The 19,880-nt window shown below is 40.6% G+C and carries 13 protein-coding genes and 1 riboswitch; of the genes, 12 read left to right on the forward strand and 1 reads right to left on the reverse strand.

Features of this window, described 5'->3' with window-relative positions:
* Positions 1–142: 142 nt before the first annotated feature.
* The 5 genes from ACQKMF_RS07380 to dapF all read left to right on the forward strand — a co-directional run bounded on the left by ACQKMF_RS07380 (position 143) and on the right by dapF (position 4,992).
* Positions 143–463, forward strand: coding sequence for a DUF4870 domain-containing protein (locus ACQKMF_RS07380; protein ID WP_034311189.1), 321 nt, complete (start codon positions 143–145; stop codon positions 461–463).
* Positions 464–906: 443 nt separating this feature from the next.
* The gene (locus ACQKMF_RS07385; RefSeq protein WP_101225219.1) at positions 907–1,701 is read left to right on the forward strand and encodes a hypothetical protein; all 795 of its coding nucleotides are present in this window, start codon (positions 907–909) and stop codon (positions 1,699–1,701) included.
* A gap of 89 nt (positions 1,702–1,790) precedes the next feature.
* Positions 1,791–2,363: a beta-class carbonic anhydrase gene (locus tag ACQKMF_RS07390; RefSeq protein ID WP_101225218.1), complete on the forward strand. Its 573-nt coding sequence runs from the start codon at positions 1,791–1,793 to the stop codon at positions 2,361–2,363.
* A gap of 158 nt (positions 2,364–2,521) precedes the next feature.
* Positions 2,522–3,823, forward strand: coding sequence for an NCS2 family permease (locus ACQKMF_RS07395; RefSeq protein WP_402937624.1), 1,302 nt, complete (start codon positions 2,522–2,524; stop codon positions 3,821–3,823).
* A 182-nt stretch (positions 3,824–4,005) separates the two neighbouring features.
* Positions 4,006–4,992: a diaminopimelate epimerase gene (gene dapF, locus ACQKMF_RS07400; protein ID WP_101225216.1), complete on the forward strand. Its 987-nt coding sequence runs from the start codon at positions 4,006–4,008 to the stop codon at positions 4,990–4,992.
* Positions 4,993–5,334: 342 nt separating this feature from the next.
* Here the strand turns inward: dapF and ligD are convergent, their stop codons facing one another.
* Complete coding sequence (gene ligD, locus ACQKMF_RS07405) at positions 5,335–7,182, reverse strand: DNA ligase D (protein ID WP_427572343.1); 1,848 nt, start codon at positions 7,180–7,182, stop codon at positions 5,335–5,337.
* Positions 7,183–7,332: 150 nt separating this feature from the next.
* On the opposite strand from ligD, the gene ACQKMF_RS07410 reads away from it, so the two are divergent.
* The 7 genes from ACQKMF_RS07410 (at position 7,333) to ACQKMF_RS07440 (ending at position 19,879) form a co-directional block, all read left to right on the forward strand.
* Positions 7,333–8,175 (forward strand): Ku protein, encoded by an 843-nt coding sequence (locus ACQKMF_RS07410; protein ID WP_427572345.1) that lies wholly within the window; start codon positions 7,333–7,335, stop codon positions 8,173–8,175.
* 504 nt (positions 8,176–8,679) lie between these two features.
* Positions 8,680–9,330: an MOSC domain-containing protein gene (locus ACQKMF_RS07415; protein ID WP_427572347.1), complete on the forward strand. Its 651-nt coding sequence runs from the start codon at positions 8,680–8,682 to the stop codon at positions 9,328–9,330.
* A 111-nt stretch (positions 9,331–9,441) separates the two neighbouring features.
* Positions 9,442–9,540, forward strand: a riboswitch (SAM riboswitch).
* Between the two features lie 104 nt (positions 9,541–9,644).
* Positions 9,645–11,492: a bifunctional homocysteine S-methyltransferase/methylenetetrahydrofolate reductase gene (locus tag ACQKMF_RS07420; protein WP_427572349.1), complete on the forward strand. Its 1,848-nt coding sequence runs from the start codon at positions 9,645–9,647 to the stop codon at positions 11,490–11,492.
* The gene (metH, locus tag ACQKMF_RS07425) at positions 11,485–14,934 is read left to right on the forward strand and encodes a methionine synthase (RefSeq protein ID WP_427572351.1); all 3,450 of its coding nucleotides are present in this window, start codon (positions 11,485–11,487) and stop codon (positions 14,932–14,934) included. The genes ACQKMF_RS07420 and metH overlap by 8 nt, the downstream gene beginning before the upstream one ends.
* A 102-nt stretch (positions 14,935–15,036) precedes the next feature.
* Positions 15,037–15,804: a polysaccharide deacetylase family protein gene (locus tag ACQKMF_RS07430; protein WP_101225210.1), complete on the forward strand. Its 768-nt coding sequence runs from the start codon at positions 15,037–15,039 to the stop codon at positions 15,802–15,804.
* Positions 15,805–15,879: 75 nt separating this feature from the next.
* Complete coding sequence (locus ACQKMF_RS07435; protein WP_230175704.1) at positions 15,880–16,650, forward strand: dioxygenase family protein; 771 nt, start codon at positions 15,880–15,882, stop codon at positions 16,648–16,650.
* A gap of 376 nt (positions 16,651–17,026) precedes the next feature.
* Positions 17,027–19,879, forward strand: a complete 2,853-nt coding sequence (locus ACQKMF_RS07440) for a 2-oxoglutarate dehydrogenase E1 component (protein ID WP_427572353.1) — start codon at positions 17,027–17,029, stop codon at positions 19,877–19,879.
* Position 19,880: the final 1 nt, after the last annotated feature.

Below are 19,880 nucleotides of genomic sequence, written 5' to 3' on the forward strand. Positions count from 1 at the left end.
ATGATGAACATGTCCGGATTTTATTTGCTATATCAAGAAAAAGCAGTCCAATTTTACCTGTTTTCGAATAAAATGAAAGGAAAATGAAACTATTTTTCATTTGATTCGTAATTATTCATATGAGAAAGGAGGAGAAGACACTATGCCTACTAAAGATGAAAGAGTGTTTGCTGCCCTTATTTATGTGATCAGCTTTTTTACAGCATTTATCGGTCCTTTGGTGATTTGGTTATTGAAGAAGGACTCGTCACAATTTGTGGATTATCACGGAAGGGAATACTTGAATTTTTTCATTTCCTACACCGTATATTCAATAGTCGCAGGGATACTCACTATAGTATTGGTTGGATTCTTGCTATTGCCGGTTATCGGGATAGCTTTAGTCGTATTCACCATCATAGCTGCTGTTAGGGCTTATGAAGGAACGGATTACAGGTTCCCGTTGATTTTCAGGATATTATAGAATGATGTAAAAGGATTCCGTTCATTCGGAGTGCCTGCAGTTTTTTATTTAAAAACGTTCCAGTGGAATGAAGAAATCCGCTTCCTTTCCGCCGACTGCCTGCCAAGCCTCCTCGCCTAGCCAGTAATTCGGCAGGAGTGTCGCAAATTTCTTCAATCCAATAAGGAATCATTAAAAAGACATTAGTCTTGTTTTTAAAATTGGGTAGAAGCCATTTTGTCTACTATAGGATTCCGTTCAATTCGGAGTCCTTTTTTATTTGAACCGTGTTGGGAAATGCCCTTCTTAAAAAGGGAATAGATCACATTAAAGCGAATAAAGTATTATGAAAACTACTTCCATGCACTTTTAGGAAGTGGATGCCGGGCGGATTGTTGTACTGCTAAAATGGCCGCCCTTAAGGCGGCAATCTTTCTTGTAAGGGGTGAGGAGCAGAGCGGGATATGAATATACGTGAATTTTATCAGAAAACGAGCAATTCAAATTTTCATGCATCTTGGATATCTCTTCTTTTGGCATTTGTATTTTTCATTTGCCATATTTTTGCGATGATACCGGGCAATATATTATTGATCACGTCTCCTTTTATTTTCTTTAGCATTGCCCAATTTATCAGTCATCGGATATATGAAAATAGAATGAAGGAATTGCCTGATGAACTCGTCGGGACGAATACCGGGTTATTAAAAAATGAACATGTTTTATTGACTTTTATGCCAGCACCGACTTTGCGCCTGCTCCTATTTGCGCCTGATGGGTCACTAATGGGAGAGATACGGGATTTGAATATGAAGTGGTTCATGTGGATGATACCCAATTTCTTGTCGATGCTCATGACCAAGCGTTATGAACTGGTGGACCATGAAGGGCGTTTGCTGGCTAAGTACCATATCAAAAGGGGGCTTTTCAATAAAATGACGATCATGGATGACCAGGGCGGCATTATAGGATCGTATCAAGAAAATAGGTCATTCGTGAAAATCAATGGAATGATCTATAAGGCAGACGGTACGGAATGGATGCCCATTGAAACGCCGGGGAGCGTTAATTCATTCGAGATTGTCACAAAAGACGGGGAAAAGATCGTTTCATATCAAGAAGGCTGGATGCCTTTGGAGTGGGGGAAACGATTCAAGACTAATACACCCATACTTTCTTTTTCATCAAATGTTGCTGAAATTCCTAAAATCATCGTCTTTGGGTTCTGTGCAGCCACTCTGAATCATCGTTCAAATTGACTATGGTTACCCTTTAGCAAATCTTTTAAATATTTGATATAATAATAGGAGATACATAAATTAAATACATAATGAAAAGGTGGTAAATTATGAGTTTACTTAATGAGATTCTTGATTATAATGAACAGTTTGTAGAAAAAGGTGAATATGTTAAGTATAGAACGGACAAGTTTCCTGAGAAACGTATGGTCATCATAAGCTGTATGGACACTCGGCTCGTTGAACTATTGCCAAAATCCTTGAATGTCAAAAATGGCGATGTCAAAATCCTGAAGACTGCCGGCGCAATCGTCTCCCACCCATTCGGAAGTGTGATGCGGAGTATCCTTGTTGCTATTTATGAGCTAAAGGCAGATGAAGTATTGGTCATACCTCACCATGACTGCGGAATGGCATCAGTCGATGCCGATTCTGTAATGGACAAGATGATCGAACGTGATATACCAAAGAGCACCATCGATACACTGGGAGCTGCAGGAATCGATATCCGCAATTGGCTTCGCGGATTTGATGATGTTTATGAAAGTTGTAAGAACAGCGTCGAAGTGATTAAAGGACATCCTTTGATCCCTAAAAATATTCCTGTGCATGGTCTAATCATTTCGCCTGATACAGGGAAGCTGGAATTGGTAGTAGATGGATATTCGCAAGAACAAAAATAATATATTCATCGAGGCTGTCGGGATCATTCCCGGCAGTTTTTTTTTCAAATTTTTATCATTGCTATTTATTTTTATCCTTTTTTTTGTTAAAATCGCCAAGTGTAGTTTGTCACTAATACAAACGGGTGGGCGAGGGATAAATTTAATAAGGATACAACATGAAGAAATTAAACTTGGAAACGTTTTTTCATTTTTCCGACTATGGAACGAATGGAAAACGTGAAATCCTTGCTGGAGTGGTCGGCTATTTTACGATAGTCTATATTCTCATCGTGAATTCCCTGATTTTATCGGAAGCGGGCATACCGATTAATGGTGCAGTGATCGCCACGATTCTTTTATCTGCTTTAAGCTGTGTCATGATTGGACTTTGGGCGAATGTCCCAATCCTTCTCGTTCCAGGAATGGGCGTAAATGCCCTATTTGCTTATACCATGGTTCAAGGAATGGGTCTATCTTGGCAATCGGCTCTTGGTGCTGTGTTTATCTCCGGGTTAATTTTTGTAATCATCGCTTTTACAAAATACTCTAAGTTAATCAGTGATTCGATTCCAAGTTCGATAAAAGAAGCCATATCTGTCGGTCTTGGCTTATTCTTGATGCTAATCGGTCTTGAAAAGGGCGGGATAATCACAGGAGGTTCATCATCAATCGTCGCACTCGGAGATTTAAGCGATCCAGCCGTGTGTGCAACGGTGTTGACCTTTTTATTGGCAATCACGCTGTTCATCAAGAATGTCCCCGGTAATTTCATGATTACCATCCTGGCAGGCAGCCTCATTGCCTATTGGTTCGGAACGGTTCAACTATCGGATATCCATTTTTCAGGCATAGACACAGCTTCCTACGGCGATCTTTTCTTTTCATTATCGTTCCTGGAAGCAAACCGGATTGAATTCTGGATAAGTGTATTTGCGATGACGATGGTTCTTGTTTTTGAAAATATTGGTCTTGTACACGGGCATGTAGACAGTATCAACCGCCAGGATGCCTATAAAAAGTCGCTGCAGGCGACAAGTGTGTCCGTTCTATTATCAGGCTTATTCGGTTCGAGTCCTACCGTTGCAACAGTAGAAACGGCAGCTGGAATCGCATCAGGAGGCAGGACTGGTTTTACTTCAGTGGTGACAGGCGTTCTATTCATTCTATCACTGTTATTTATACCGGTGATTAAAGTAATCCCTGACAGCGCCATTGCCCCCATCTTGATTATCATTGGCATTTTGATGCTCGGAAACATAAAAAAGCTGAATTTCAGTGATTTAACCGAGAGCATACCTGCAATCATGATCATCACGATCATTCCTTTCACATACAGTATTGCCGATGGAATGGCATTCGGTTTCATCCTGTACCCTTTCTTGAAGCTTGTAACCGGAAAAGCAAAAGAAGTGTCAGCCCCGATGTATGTGAGTGCCGGAATGTTTATCGTCTATTTCATCATCGGTATGATCGGTTAATTATTCAAAAGAGCGGTTGGAATGAGTTAATTCTTATTCCAACCGCTCTTCTTATTTGTTTTTTCGTTGGAAAAAATGGATTTAATGTGATTTACGCGATGACACATCCATCTTGAAAATGCTATGATATAGAATATTAAAAAATGATAAATGAAAAGCAGCATATTAGAGGATGTGACAGGATGATTATTGAAGGTTTAAAAAGCCATGGTTCAGGAAATGATTTCTTAATCATTGATGAATTGACTACAACCCTGACGTTTACTGAAGAAGAGCGGAAAAATTTCGCGAAGGCCCTATGCAATAGGGAGAAGCTTGGAGCGGATGGTATTTTGTTCGTAATGAAAAGTGAACATGCCGATTGCCGGATGCGTGTCTTTAATGCGGATGGATCTGAAGCCTCGATGTGCGGCAATGGACTTCGATGTGTTGCACGTTACGCGAACGACGTTCTAGGGCTAGATAAAATGATCGTGGAAACCATGAAGGCAGATCTACTCGTGGAAAAAACGGAAGATATTTATGAGGGCATTCCGACTTTCAAGGTGGAAATTTCACCAGTAAGTTTCAATGTGAAGGATCTACCTCTTGTATTGGCTAAAGAACAGCTGCAAAACGAACCATTGCCGGAACTTCATGATACCCTGCTATTTTCGGCATTGGCGGTTCCTAATCCACATTTGATCACACTCGTCGATAGTGATGTTTTACAAAGTGATTTGCAGGAAGAACTTTCAACAAAGGTCAATCAACCAAATGAACTTTTCCCTGATGGTGTCAATGTCAGCTTTGTGAAAGAGCTGGAACCAGGGAGCATTTATGTGCGGACATTCGAACGGGGAGTAGGCTTCACGAATGCATGTGGAACGGCGATGTCGGCTTCAAGCCTTGTAACATGCTCTGTTGGTTTAAACGCGTTGGAAAGTGAAATATCTGTCTACAATAACGGCGGAAAAGTGAAATGTGTCGTCCATCATGATGAAGAAAGCCAAAAGTATTCAATTGATTTAATCGGGAACGCAACTTATGAATTCAAGGTATCGATTGAAATAGATTTAGATCAGCCTGAAAAATTTGAAATGCTTGAAAAAGAGGATTTTGAATTGGAAACAAGCTTATATGCCAAGCTTCAGGATGAAGTGCAAAGTTATTTGAAAACAAAATTATAAAGAAATCTTCAAACTGCAGGCAAACTCGGAGAAAAGCGAGTTTGCCTGCAGTTTTCTTATTTGAAAAAGTTGCAGTTGATTTCAGAAATCGGTTCCCTTTCTGCCGAGTGTCTGCCAAGCCTCCTAGGCTCAAGCGCCTGTGGGGTCTCGGCTAGCCAGTTATTCGGCAGGAGTGTCGCAAATTTCTTCAATCCAGTGAGTTTTCATCTCATATAAAACAGTAAAAAATCATGTTTTGTGAAAGCCAGTCTTGTATTCTCTATATTAAATTGAGAAAGGGTTTCGGGATGAGACCATTTCGAATCCCATAAATAAAGCGACTTCTGACTCTTTGGGTTTACTTCAGTTGTTGGTTTTTTTTTGTTTTAGGAACGACAAAACTTCCAAAAAGGCTGGTCCATTATCGACAAGTCTGTAATCCACAAAAGCACATCCATCCCTTTTTATTCTGTTTGGGATGGTTTCAATCGTATAGTCCTTTAACTGGAGATTTTCGTCCACTTCTTCCCAAAACAAAGGAGTAGCCACACCTGCGAAAGAATTTCCCCGTGGGGAATAAGGCTGGATGATGGTTTTTCCTTCACTATGCTGCACAAAGTCCAAGTAAAGTCGATTGTGCCGATTTATTTTCATTCTTTCGGTTGTAAAATCATTTGGATTGGAACTTGTTAAGTAGTCACCGAGAAAGTCGGTGAATATGCGTGTCTCCTGATAAGTAAATCTGTCTTCAGGCAGTGGGATGTGAATTTGCAGTCCTTTATTACCTGAAGTTTTTACAAAAGCTTTAATCCTTAATGATTCCATCACTTTTTTAATTTCCTGTGCGGCCTTTATCGCAAAGGAGAAAAATTCGATTGATGGGGGATCCAAGTCCAAGACGATTTCGTCAGGTCTTGTTTTACCCGCTTTCTGAAATGGGGCATGGAATTCCAATGCAAGCTGATTACCAAACCAAAGAAGCGTTTCAATATCGTTACACAGCATGTATTCGATATCCTCATCCATGAACGTTTTAATAAAGGCCGGCGCATAATCAGGTTTGTTTTTCTGGAAAAATCTTTCTTTATCCAAAGTGCCATGAGGATAGCGGATCGTCGTAAGCAGTTTATCCTTCAAGTAGGGTAAGAAGAAAGCTGAAACCTCTCGTAAATAATGAAGGTATTCAACTTTTACCACCTGTTTACCTTCAGTTATCCAAAGCGGTTTATCCCTGGAAGTTATTTGTACCGTATCTGGAAATGTGTATTGACCTAGCACGAATTTCTCCCAGGTACATTCATCGGGAGTCGTTTGTAAAAGCCATTGCGAAAACTGGGGTTCACGCAATTCATTTTCCTCGTATACGTGTAAGAATTGAACTTCTATGCAAATGGATGGATGGATATAAAAAAATTGTGCGTCTTCGTTTGATGCATTTTGCTTTATCAGTTGATGCAATATACTTTTATCTTGAGCACTCAGTCCATTTTTAACACTTCCGATTTTCGTTACGGCACCTTCCTTGAAAACTGCGAGGGAAACATAACCATTTTCTTTGTGCAATGCTGTAATGAAACAAGAAACGGTTTTCCAGTTTTTCACCTTAATCCAAGATGTAGTACGTTTTCCTTCTTGCCAAGTACCCCTAATTTCCTTGGCGACAACCCCTTCGCCATCTAATAGGGTGACCTTATTCAAGGCACTTTCCAAAACGTCAAAACTTTCTATTAATTGTATCAAAGCCTTATCGTTGGGATCAGGCGGAATAGGAAAGCCAAGTTTTGCCCCCATATTCAACATCAATTCCCTACGTTCTTCCATAGGTTTAGCTGCTAAGTTTTTTCCGTTGATGCGAAGCAGGTCAAACGCTATAAACCGGCATGGGGAAAAGCGGGATTTTTCGGATATTAGGGATTGTTTACCAAGGCGTCCTCGCCACTGTATTTGAAAAAAGTCCGCTTTCGCTTCATTGGTAAGCCAGACCAATTCTCCATCCAACTGAAGCGGGAGATATTCTTCCAGGTCCAGTTCTTTGATGTAAGCAATGATTTCTGGGAATTGTGGTGATAATTCCTTCTCGTTCCGACTTGAAAGGCTTATGGTATCGGAGTCTATCGTTAAAATAGCCCTAAAGCCGTCATATTTGACTTCATAACGCCAATCCTTGGAGCTGGGGGCTTCGGGGGAATATGTTGGCAGCATCGGTTTCATTTTTGTATCACCTCCGCAAATAATTGATTAACATTATTTTGCCAAAAAAACGAAGTGTTAGAGTTGGCAATTGTTTTTTCGGTTTTTTTTGAACAAAGGGGAATAATAAAATTGTTCTTCTCTTTAAAAATAAGTTATGAGGTGACGAATATGCATACGATGTGGAAGGGGAGCATATCATTCGGTTTGGTGAACATTCCGATCAAACTTCATGCTGCAACGGAGGATAAGGATATTTCTTTAAGGACGTTGCATAAGGAATGTCATTCACCGATTAAATACGAAAAAGTTTGTCCGGTATGCCAGAAAGAAGTGGGTAAGGATGATATAGTCCGCGCTTTTGAGTATACAAAGGGAAAATTTGTTGTATTGGAAGACAATGAACTAGAGCAACTGAAAAAACAAAACGAAGAAAAAGCCGTGGAAATTGTGGATTTCGTTAAAATTGAAGAAATAGATCCCATTTATTTCAATCGGAGTTACTACATGTCCCCTAATGATGGAGGGTTAAAAGCTTATTCCCTATTGAGGCAGGCCCTCAAGGAATCGAATAAGGTAGGATTAGCAAAAATCATCATTCGCTCTAAAGAACAAATGGCGGTAATCCGAGTCGTTGATAATACCTTGGTGATGGAAACGATTCATTATCCGGATGAAGTCCGTTCCACAGCGGATGTTCCGAATATCCCCGCCAATGATACCATTGCAAAAAAAGAAATCGATACTGCCGTATTATTAATAGATCAATTAACGACCACTTTCGATCCGACAAAATACACCGATGACTATCGAACCGCGTTACTTGAATTAATTGAATCAAAGAAAACGGGACAGACGACGATTACAGCCAAAACAAAAGAACCAGTTTCCAACAATGTAACCGATTTAATGGAGGCATTACAGGCATCCATTGACCGTACGAAACATGATGAACCGGAAAAGAAAAAGACGACCCGAAAGAAAGCGGCACCAAAAAAAAAGAAACAAGCTTAAACAGGAAGCTGAGCGGAAGACATATGGTGTCGCTCGGCTTTTCTGCTTGTTTTAGCAAGGAATCAGGCCTCTTATAAGGGAATGAAAGTGACTTTACAGGGAGGTATTTGAATAGGGAATGAAAGTGAAAATAGGTAAGTGAATCACGATTTAAGGATTAGAATGGAACTAAAAGAAAATGATGGATGATAATGAAGGCAAAAAAATTCGCTCCCTAAAGAGCGACAATGAGGAATTCAATCGTGAAAATCAACATATAGGCGAACGGTTGTAGTTTTCGACTATATATTGTGTTCATATTCTACCATATTTAATTCTGAAATAGCAACAAAATTACTGAAACTAACCTATGAATTTTTCTGGAAATCAATGATATTTCGCCCATTTAACGGCTCATGTGGCTTTTTCACTTCATATATTTTTAAAAACTACTAATATAATGGATTTTTAGTATAATTTATACATATAGGATGATATAAATTAAATATGAATGGAAGATGGAAAATGGAAAATGGAAAAATCAAATCACTTCAGGCCGGAAAGCCGAAACATGAAAGTTTTTCGAATGTCGATATCTTTTCAGCCATGGATAAACAAGCACAGGATAATGTGAAAGTGACTAAATCAGGCATAATTGGTGATGGGGTAGGTAATGAAAAGTTCCATGGAGGTCCTGATCGGGCTTTGTGCTTTTACCCCTTTGAGCATTATTCATTATGGAATGAAAGATTCTCTAAAAAGCTGGATATCCCAGCATTCGGTGAAAATTTAACCGTAGCGGGGATGAGGGAAGAAACCACGTTTATCGGCGATATTTATCAAATAGGCGATGTGATTGTTCAAATTAACCAGGGGAGGATACCTTGTTCGACCATTTCCCACTTCAATCAAGAACCTAAGTTTTTGGAACTCGTGCTGAAAACGAGTTTCACTGGTTATTTTGCAAGAGTACTTCAAGAAGGAACGATAAATAAACAAAACGAGATCGTGCTAATAGATCGTTTGCAAGAAAAAATTTCAGTTCATTATGCAGCAGAGGTAATCCTTCATAAACGAGATGGGCTGGAAGGCGCCAAGGCTTTACTTACTCTGGACCCATTAGCGGAAGACTGGAAACAAAGAATCTTGAAGAGGGTTCAGGCTGCAAAAGATTGAATCATTTTTGCAAAAGTGAAAAAAATGTCGATCAGGTATTGAAATTGACAGATTATTAATGTAAATTAAATATAATCTAATTTTGAAATCTTGTGAAAATTATATAAATGGATCTTATCGCGAGAGGTGGAGGGACTGGCCCGAAGAAACCTCAGCAACCAGCTTAGGCAAAGGTGCTAAATCCAGCAAGCAGAGCTTGATAGATGAGGAGAATGTTTCAAAAAACCTTCTTCTTTGAGAAGGTTTTTTTTCCTTTTCTCTCATACTCATAAAATACGACAAAAACAGGACTGTTTTTGAGAGAGGGTGTAATGATGAATTTTCGTAAAGAAGTGAAAGAAAGAATGCTGGTTGGGGAAGGGGCAATGGGGACCTTATTGTACTCAAATGGCATCGATCAATGTTATGAGGAATTAAACTGCACGAATCCGGATCAAATAGAGTCTATCCATCGTGCCTATCTGGAAGCTGGTGCAGATATCCTTCAATCGAATACATACGGAGCCAATTTCAACAAATTGAAACGGTATGGACTTGAAGATGAAGTAAGCAGAATCAATCGCCAGGGAGTCATTCTTGCTAAAAAAGCGGCAAAAGGAAAGGCTTATGTCTTCGGTACCATAGGGGCACAACGGAGTATCAGAAAATCGGATTTAAGCATGGAAGAGATTAAACGGGGGTTTCGTGAACAGCTATACAGTCTGTTGATGGAAAATCCTGATGGGATTCTCTTGGAAACATTTTATGACCTGGAAGAGCTGGAAACCGTTCTGCAAATCGTAAAAAATGAAACTGGACTGCCGATCATCGCAAATGTCTCGATGCATGAACTGGGTAATCTCCAAAATGGAATCCATTTAAATGAAGCCTTTCAAAAACTCGAGCAATTGGGTGCCGATGTTGTTGGGGTGAATTGCCGTCTTGGTCCACATCATATGATCCGGGCGTTGGAAGAAGTGAGTTTGCCAAAGCAAGCATCGATTGCCATATTCCCTAATGCCAGCCTCCCTGATTATGTGGATGGAAGGCTCGTCTATAAAGCCGTGCCGGAATATTTCGGTTCAAGTGCCCTGGAACTTCGTGAGCAAGGTGCCGCTATCATAGGCGGGTGCTGTGGAACGACGCCACTGCATATTCAAGCTGTAAAGAATGCGATCGGAAGTTTTGCCCCCGTAAAAGAGAAAGTTACGAAATCCCGTGAAATAGAAATAATTGAAGTGAACGAAAGAGAATTGGAACTTCCACTGTACGAAAAGGCCAAGACGGAAAGGACGATCCTGGTGGAACTTGATCCACCTAAAAAGCTGGGAATAGAGAGCTTCATGACCGGTGCAGAGGTTTTGAAAAAAGCAGGGGTCGATTCAATTACACTAGCGGATAATTCACTTGCCTCACCAAGGATATCGAATGATGCTCTGGCTAACCTACTGAAGAACCAATTGAATATTAATCCGATGGTGCACATAACATGCCGTGATCGAAATTTGATTGGCCTGCAATCACATTTAATGGGTCTGCAGACGGTGGGGCTGAATGAATTATTGATCATCACCGGAGATCCTTCAAAAATAGGGGACTTCCCGGGTGCCACTTCGGTTTATGATTTATCTTCCTTCGACCTTATAAGCATGGTCAAACAATTTAATGAAGGTCTTTCCTATTCCGGTCAAAGTCTGGGGCAACGGGCAAATTTTAAAATTGCGGCAGCGTTTAATCCGAATGTGAAATATCTGGATAAAGCAGTACTGAGAATGGAAAAGAAGATTTCCTGTGGTGCTCAATCCTTTTTGACACAGCCAATTTATTCGGTGGAGCAAATCGAAGAAGTACATGAAGCTACAAAACATTTAGAAACCCCGATTTTCATCGGTATCATGCCTTTGACAAGCACCCGGAACGCAGAATTCATCCATAATGAGATCCCAGGCATCAAATTGCCTGATAACGTAAGAAGGGCAATGGCTTTAGCGGGGGATGACCCTGTAAAGTCAAGGATTGAAGGGGTTAGTATCGCGCGGGAACTGGTGGACGCGGCAAGGGAAAAATTCAAGGGCATATATTTAATCACTCCGTTCCTTCGCTATGAAATGACGGCGGAACTTACGAAATATATTAGAAAAGTCGATAGTAAACAGACATCAGAGGTGGCAGTACATGAATAAAAAAGCGATTCAAGATCAGTTAAATTCCAAAATTCTCCTACTTGATGGGGCGATGGGAACCATGCTTCAAGCGGAGGATTTGACAGCAGATGATTTTGGCGGGGAACAATTCGAGGGCTGCAATGAATATTTATCACTGACCCAGCCGGAAATCATCCAATCCATTCATGAAAAATATTTAGCGGCGGGCGCAGATATCATTGAAACAAATACCTTTGGAGCGACCAGCATCGTTCTTGAGGAATACCAAATAAGCACGATCGCCTACAAGCTAAATAAAATTTCTGCTGAGCTTGCCGTTAAAGCTTGTGAAAAGTATTCCAATGAGGAATGGCCAAGGTATGTAGCTGGCTCGATGGGCCCCACTACAAAAACGCTTTCCGTAACGGGCGGAACGACTTTTGATATTTTAACCGATTCTTATGAAGAACAGGCACTGGGTCTCTTGGATGGCGGTGTAGACTTGCTGTTGGTGGAAACCTGTCAGGATATGCTTAATGTCAAGGCTGCCTTTTCTGGAATCAAAGCAGCATTCGCAAAAACAGGAAAAGATGTGCCTGTCATCATATCAGGAACAATCGAACCGATGGGCACGACACTTGCTGGCCAGTCCATAGAAGCTTTTTATTTATCGGTTGAACATATGAAGCCCGTAGCTGTCGGCCTTAATTGTGCAACAGGGCCGGAATTCATGATAGACCATATCAGGACACTTGCAGATATATCAAACAGCGCCATCAGCTGTTATCCGAATGCCGGGCTCCCTGATGAAGAGGGCCACTATCATGAGTCACCTACTTCCCTGGCAGAGAAAATGAAGCAATTTGCCGAAAAGGGATGGGTCAATATCATTGGCGGATGTTGTGGTACGACACCAGAGCATATTAAAGAACTTTCCAGGGTCCTCGAAGGCATGAAGCCCCGTACTATTACGGAAACTGCCCATGGTCATGCCGTATCAGGCATAGAGCCGCTCATTTATGATGATTCAATGCGTCCTTTATTCGTAGGTGAAAGGACGAATGTTATCGGTTCCCGAAAGTTCAAGGAGCTGATACGCGGCAAGCATTACGAGCCAGCAGCCGAAATTGCACGTAACCAGGTGAAAAAAGGCGCCCATGTCATTGATATTTGTCTTGCTGATCCTGATGGGGATGAGCTTGGCGATATGAAGGAATTCGTGGAAGAGGTCGTCAAAAAAGTGAAGGTCCCTTTGGTCATCGATACTACGGATGAAGTTGTACTTGAACAAGCATTAAAACATTCACAAGGAAAATCGATCATTAATTCCATAAACCTTGAAGATGGTGAAGAGCGCTTTGAAAAAATAGTACCCTTAGTCCATCAATATGGTGCTGCAGTTGTCGTAGGAACCATTGATGAAATCGGGATGGCCGTCGATGCTGAACGGAAATTGGAAGTGGCAACACGGTCTGTGGATCTGCTCGTCAATAAGTACGGTCTAAACAAAAGTGACATCATCTTTGATCCGCTTGTATTTCCTGTAGGCACAGGAGATGAACAATATATCGGGTCTGCTTTAGAGACGGTGAATGGAATAAGGGCGATTAAAGAAAAGTTTCCAGAATGTCTAACGATACTTGGCATTTCTAACGTTTCTTTCGGTCTGCCAGCGAGGGGAAGGGAAATATTAAATGCAGTTTTCCTTTACCATTGTACAAAAGCGGGGCTCGATTATGCCATCGTGAATACAGAAAAACTTGAACGTTTCGCTCTGATTCCGGAAGAGGAAGTGAAACTGGCTGAGGCACTCCTGTTTGAGACTTCAACTGAAACTTTAGCGATTTTCACCGAATTTTATCGTGGAAAAAAAGCTGAGAAGAAGGATAATGGTGTGATCCTGCCATTGGACGAACGTCTAGGTAACTATATTATCGAAGGAACGAAAGAAGGATTAATTGATGATTTAAATGAAGCGATTGAGCGCGGTGATACCCCATTGGAAATCATCAATGGACCATTGATGGATGGCATGAGTGAAGTGGGTCGGTTGTTTAATGACAACCAACTTATTGTCGCAGAGGTGCTTCAGAGTGCTGAAGCGATGAAAGCGGCAGTATCTCACCTTGAACCACTTATGGAAAACTCTGAAGATAGCGCTAAGAAAGGGAAAATCCTTTTGGCGACTGTCAAGGGAGATGTACATGATATCGGGAAAAACCTAGTGGATATCATCCTATCGAATAATGGCTATGAAGTCATTGATTTAGGGATCAAGGTCGCCCCGCAACAAATCATTGAAGAGGTTCGAAAACATGAGCCAACCATCATTGGCCTTTCTGGGTTACTTGTCAAATCTGCACAGCAAATGGTTTTAACCGCTCAGGATTTAAGGCAAGCTGGAATAGATACCCCAATATTAGTGGGTGGGGCAGCATTATCACGTAAATTCACCGATTTTAAAATATCACCTGAATATGAAGGACCGGTTTTATATTCCAAAGATGCGATGGATGGTTTGGCTGTAACGAATATTTTACATGACTCTGACAAAAAAGTGGTGTACTTGGAAGAGTTAGTCGAGAAACGAGAAAGGTCGAAAGCGAATGCCGCCATTGCCGCCACGCTGGAAAAACCTGTCCGTAAGCAGTCCACAGCTGCTCCTTTAAGCGATGTTCCTGTTCAAATACCGCGTGACATCAAACGTCACGTCCTGAAAAACTATCCATTGGATGTCATCCAGCCATATATAAATAGGCAAATGCTGATTGGTCATCATTTGGGGTTAAAAGGTAAAGTTTCCGAACTGCTTAAGCAAGGGAATGAAAAAGCAGTGCAGCTCAATGATCTCGTTGATGAATTGATTGAATTCCTTAAGAAGGAACCGGATTATGGCTTGCATGCAGTTTATCAATTCTTCCCTGCTCAAAGCGAAGGAGATAGGCTATTGGTATACAACCCGGACAATCATCAAGAGGTTTTGGAAACTTTCGATTTCCCAAGGCAAGATACGAGTCCGCATCTTTGTTTAGCGGACTTCGCGAAACCGGTCTCCTCCGGGCAAATGGATTATGTTGGTTTCTTCCTGGTCACTGCCGGAAAAGGAATCAGAAAATGGGCAGAAAAACTTAAGCTTGAAGGAGATTTCTTGAAAAATCACGCCCTTCAATCACTTGCTCTCGAAACAGCAGAAGGGTTTGCGGAAAGAATTCATCAATTAATGCGTGATGATTTAGGCATAAGCGATCCGATTGAAATGTCCATGAAAGAGCGATTTGCCGCTAAGTACACCGGACAAAGGTTTTCTTTTGGTTATCCTGCTTGTCCTAATCTGGAAGACCAGGAGAAGCTTTTCCGCCTGTTACAACCTCAAGATATTGGCGTGGAATTGACTGAAGGATGCATGATGGAACCAGAGGCTTCCGTTTCCGCCATTGTTTTTGCACATCCTGAAGCTCGTTACTTTAATGTCGATCGATAATTCATATTATAAGGCAGCGGTATTTTTTACCGCTGCCTTATTGCGCATGAATCCCCTATATTTGCACATCTTAATGGTCAAAAGGAAGGGGATGCAACACCTATGAAGAATAAGCTTAATTTATTTCTTTCCATGGCGGGTTCTTTCATTATTATTTTGTTCCTTATGGCTGTGCAAAACGTTCAAGTACATGCAATGGTACCTGAAGAGATGACACCACTCCTAAAAAGTAAGGAAAATCAGAAAATCGCCTATTTGACTTTCGATGACGGACCATCTTTGAATACCATCAAGATATTGGATATTTTGGACCGCTATCATGTTAAAGCCACATTTTTCGTTAAAGGCAACGAAGAGCCATACGCAAAGGAATGCTATCAGGAAATGATTTCCCGCGGTCATTCGATTGCCCTTCATTCATATACACATGATTATTCCATCATTTATCGATCGACTGAGGGTTTCTTTCAAGATTTGAATAGACTTGAAACCATGCTGCAAAAGGAGTATGGGTTAAAAAGCAGAATTGTGCGCCTTCCTGGCGGCTCGAATAATCGTCTGCGGCATCAGGCTGCCACTAAACCCATCATCAATGGAATCCTTCAACAACTAAAGGACAAAGGGTATATATACTTTGATTGGTCCATTGACTCGACAGATGGCTTCAGTCCGTCAATAAGTGAACGACAAATCATTACTGCTGTACAAAAAGGGACGAAAGATCAAAAGCATGTTAATATCTTATTGCATGATATCAATAGTATGAAAAATACAGTGAAAGCATTGCCTGATATAATTGAATTCCTAAAAAAAGAAGGGTATACCTTTGATACTATTGATGAGACAACCCCAAAAATGCAATTTAATTGATGAACACATTGTTTATCTATAGTAAATTAAGGTATAGGATATAGAGATTACATTGTGAAAGGATTTATCGTTTCTATGATGCCATCATTGTTTTTATCACATGGAACACCGCTATTAGCTTTGGAAAAGAATAGCTACACTTCTTTTTTGAAGGATTATATGCAAGCTATGAAGAAACCTGCTGCCATCGTTATTTTGTCAGCACATTGGGAAAATGAAGATCAAATGATTTCTGCAGTAGGGAAGCATGAAGTCATTTATGATTTTGCAGGATATCCTGAAGAAATATTTCAAATAACTTATCCTGCCAGGGGATGCCTTGAGCTTTCAGATCGAATTTTAACCTTATTGTCCAAGATAGGTGTATTGGGGGAACTTGATGAAAGGCGCCCCCTGGATCATGGAGCATGGGGGCTTTTGCATATCATGTATCCCGAAGCTGACATCCCGACCGTATCCATGTCCATCAGTCCTGCGCTGCCATTGGACAAGCAGTATGAAATTGGGAAAGCATTGAGAGAATTAAAGGAAAGTAATGTCCTAATCATAGGAAGCGGTGGAATTGTCCATAATTTCACCCAAATTCAGAAAGATATGCATGTTGCAGAAGGATGGGCAATCGAGTTTGAGAACTGGGTCGAAGAGAATATCATGAAATGGGATTTGCAATCTTTGTTCAATTATGAAAAAATCGCCCCTTACAGTACAGAGGCTGTGCCTTCCAAAGAGCATTTCATTCCATTGGTCATCGCAATGGGGTCAGGAGATGACAACAAAAAAGCTACTCTCCTGCACAGAAGCTTTCAATATGGCAATCTGAGTTTAACAGCTTGGAAGTTTGATTGAGGTGAAAGGGTTTTCAAACTAGTTAAATTTACCTGAAAAATAATCATTATACAAAAATACAAAATTCTTTTTTTAGCGAAAAAAAGACTTAAATGAGCAAAAAAGACAATTAAAAGCGATTTTTGACGAATTAAACAGAAATATAGTTTAAAAAAGGTTGCATAAAGTGGTTTAACCTTTGGATATTTCGACAAAAACATGTTAATATAACATCTGAAAACGTTTTATCCTTTAAAATTTTATTATTCAATAACCAAAGTTATTTAGTATATATCTTATATATATCATATATTTGGGGAGAATTTAGAAGAAAGAAATTTGGGGATGGATAAAACGAAATGAAAAAAATTATGAGAAAAATTTGGGGGTTTACAAAATGACCATCAATGATTCTAAGGTATTAGACCACTGGAAAACCTTTTCGGGTCCAAACCTTGGGTATGTCATGGAGCAATACGATTTATTTCTAGCCAACCCGGAAGAAGTGGATCCGGAACTGAAAAACTTTTTTGAAGTATCTGGTCCTCCTTCATTCGATGTATCGGCAGAAACAACGACTGTAAGTGCATCAACTGTACAAACTGGAGAAGTTCTTCCAATGAAGAAAATTATGTCTGCAGTTAATTTAGCTGAAAATATCCGTGCATACGGACATCTTGCTGCAAATATTTATCCTTTAAAAGAAGAAGCTCTGGACACTGAACAAATTCACTTTGAAAAATATGGCTTGACTGCAGATGATTTAAGGAAAATACCGGCTGACTTAATTTGTCCGGAATCACCTGAAGACGTGAAAGACGGATACGAAGCCGTACAATACCTAAAACAACTCTATACAAAAACGATAGCCTTTGAATTTCATCATGTTAATGACTTGGATGAAAAGCAATGGCTTACTGATATGGTCGAATCCGGAAACATGTTCCCGGAAGTGGGAAAAGAGAAAAGAGAACTATTACTTAAACGATTGAATGAAGTAGAAGGCTTCGAGAAATTCCTTCACCGCACATATGTAGGGCAAAAACGTTTCTCTATTGAAGGACTGGATGCTTTGGTTCCGATCTTAGATGAAATGATTTCACAAACTGTTCAAAACGGAACGGGGAATGTGAATATTGCCATGGCTCACCGTGGACGTTTGAATGTGCTTGCACATGTATTAGGAAAGCCATATGAGGTCATTTTCTCTGAATTCCAACATTCACCTAATAAAGATTTGGTTCCTTCCGAAGGTTCAACAGGCATTAACAATGGATGGACCGGTGATGTTAAATACCATTTAGGTCTGGATAAACAGATTACTAAAGCTAATATACAAAAAGCAAGGATTACACTTGCCAATAACCCAAGTCACTTGGAAGTGGTCGGTCCAATCGTGGAAGGGTATTCTCGTGCGGCTCAAGAAGACCGTTCAGAAAAAGGATTCCCTGTTCAGGACATTTCCAAATCCCTTGCAATCCTGATTCATGGTGATGCAGCATTCCCAGGTGAAGGAATTGTACCTGAAACGTTTAACTTAAGCCGTTTACGCGGTTATCAAGTTGGCGGCGCCATCCATATCATTGCCAATAACATGATCGGTTTTACAACGGAAAGTGAAGATTCACGTTCAACTTTATATGCTAGTGATTTGGCAAAAGGCTTTGAAGTGCCGATCGTGCATGTGAATGCAGATGATCCAGAAGCATGTATGGCTGCTGTGAACCTTGCTAACCTATATCGTGAAAAATACAACAAGGATTTCTTGATCGACCTGATCGGTTACAGACGTTTCGGCCATAACGAAATGGATGAGCCATTGGTGACTCAACCTGAAATGTATGCATTAATTCATAAGCACCCAACCGTTAAAGAGCTTTATGGGAAAAAACTTATTGAAACTGGCGAGTTCACTGAAGCCGAAGTTAAAGCGATTGCTGAGCAAGTGGATACAAGGCTTGCAGATGCATATGCGAAAATTTCCGGAAATAAACCGGAAGCTTCTAAAGAGTGTAATCCTCCTGGGATTATTGAAAAAGGACTTCCAGCCATTGAAACGGCAGTTCCGAAACAAGAACTTGTTACAATTAACGAAGAACTTGTTAAGTGGCCGGAAGGATTCACTCCTAATAAAAAATTAGGAAAGATTTTATCACGTCGCTTGGATTCCTTTGGTGCTGACGGAAAAATTGATTGGGCTCATGCCGAGACATTGGCATTTGCATCCATATTGAGTGACGGCACACCAATCCGTTTGACAGGACAAGATTCAGAGCGTGGAACATTCGCACAACGTAATATCATGTTACATGATAGTGTTAATGGCAAAACATATTCACCACTTCACACACTTGAAACTGCCAAAGCATCATTCGCTGTTCATAACAGCCCGCTTACTGAAACGGCAGTTCTGGCTTATGAATATGGTTATAATGTATTTGCACCTGAGACACTTGTATTATGGGAAGGGCAATTCGGTGACTTCGCTAATACAGCACAAGTGATCTTTGACCAATTCATCGCGGCAGGCCGTGCAAAATGGGGTCAAAAATCAGGTCTTGTCATGCTGCTTCCACACGGTTATGAAGGACAAGGGCCAGAGCACTCAAGTGCACGACTGGAACGCTTCCTTCAATTAGCAGCTGAAAACAACTGGACAGTTGCCAACTTAAGTTCGGCAGCTCAATACTTCCATATCCTTAGAAGACAAGCTAAGATTTTGGATCAAGAGCAAGTACGTCCGCTTGTCATCATGACACCGAAGAGTATGCTCCGTAATCAAGTGATGGCTTCTACAGCAGAAGAATTCAGTGAAGGCGCATTTGAATCCTTCGTAGAAACCAAAGCTTTGGGCAAAAAACCTAAATCGGTTGAACGCATTGTTTTTGCATCAGGTAAATTGGCGGTTGAACTTCGTGAAAAAGCGGCAACTGAAAAAAATACGGATTGGTTGCAAATCATCAGTATCGAAGAGATTTATCCATTCCCATTCACTGGAGTTCAAGAAGCCCTGAAAAAATATACAAATCTTAAAGAAATCTTCTGGGCTCAAGAAGAACCTAAAAACATGGGTGCTTGGACATTTGTTGAACCTCGCCTAAATGCAGCGGCTCCTGGCAATCTTTCAGTAACATATATAGGAAGGAAGCGCAGATCAAGCCCGGCTGAGGGAGATCCACTTGTCCATAAAAATGAACAACAACGGATTATGACTCAAGCAATTACACGCAATAATGAGGGGGAGAAATAAA

Source organism: Peribacillus sp. NPDC101480 (assembly GCF_050277335.1).
GTDB lineage: Bacteria > Bacillota > Bacilli > Bacillales > DSM-1321 > Peribacillus.

Excerpts from the sequence above, each read along its gene's own strand:
- ACQKMF_RS07380 (WP_034311189.1), top strand. The coding sequence starts at position 143 with ATGCCTACTAAAGATGAAAGAGTGTTTGCTGCCCTTATTTATGTGATC.
- ACQKMF_RS07385 (WP_101225219.1), top strand. The coding sequence starts at position 907 with ATGAATATACGTGAATTTTATCAGAAAACGAGCAATTCAAATTTTCAT.
- ACQKMF_RS07390 (WP_101225218.1), top strand. The coding sequence starts at position 1,791 with ATGAGTTTACTTAATGAGATTCTTGATTATAATGAACAGTTTGTAGAA.
- ACQKMF_RS07395 (WP_402937624.1), top strand. The coding sequence starts at position 2,522 with ATGAAGAAATTAAACTTGGAAACGTTTTTTCATTTTTCCGACTATGGA.
- dapF (WP_101225216.1), top strand. The coding sequence starts at position 4,006 with ATGATTATTGAAGGTTTAAAAAGCCATGGTTCAGGAAATGATTTCTTA.
- ligD (WP_427572343.1), bottom strand. The coding sequence starts at position 7,182 with ATGAAACCGATGCTGCCAACATATTCCCCCGAAGCCCCCAGCTCCAAG.
- ACQKMF_RS07410 (WP_427572345.1), top strand. The coding sequence starts at position 7,333 with ATGCATACGATGTGGAAGGGGAGCATATCATTCGGTTTGGTGAACATT.
- ACQKMF_RS07415 (WP_427572347.1), top strand. The coding sequence starts at position 8,680 with ATGGAAAATGGAAAAATCAAATCACTTCAGGCCGGAAAGCCGAAACAT.
- ACQKMF_RS07420 (WP_427572349.1), top strand. The coding sequence starts at position 9,645 with ATGAATTTTCGTAAAGAAGTGAAAGAAAGAATGCTGGTTGGGGAAGGG.
- metH (WP_427572351.1), top strand. The coding sequence starts at position 11,485 with ATGAATAAAAAAGCGATTCAAGATCAGTTAAATTCCAAAATTCTCCTA.
- ACQKMF_RS07430 (WP_101225210.1), top strand. The coding sequence starts at position 15,037 with ATGAAGAATAAGCTTAATTTATTTCTTTCCATGGCGGGTTCTTTCATT.
- ACQKMF_RS07435 (WP_230175704.1), top strand. The coding sequence starts at position 15,880 with ATGATGCCATCATTGTTTTTATCACATGGAACACCGCTATTAGCTTTG.
- ACQKMF_RS07440 (WP_427572353.1), top strand. The coding sequence starts at position 17,027 with ATGACCATCAATGATTCTAAGGTATTAGACCACTGGAAAACCTTTTCG.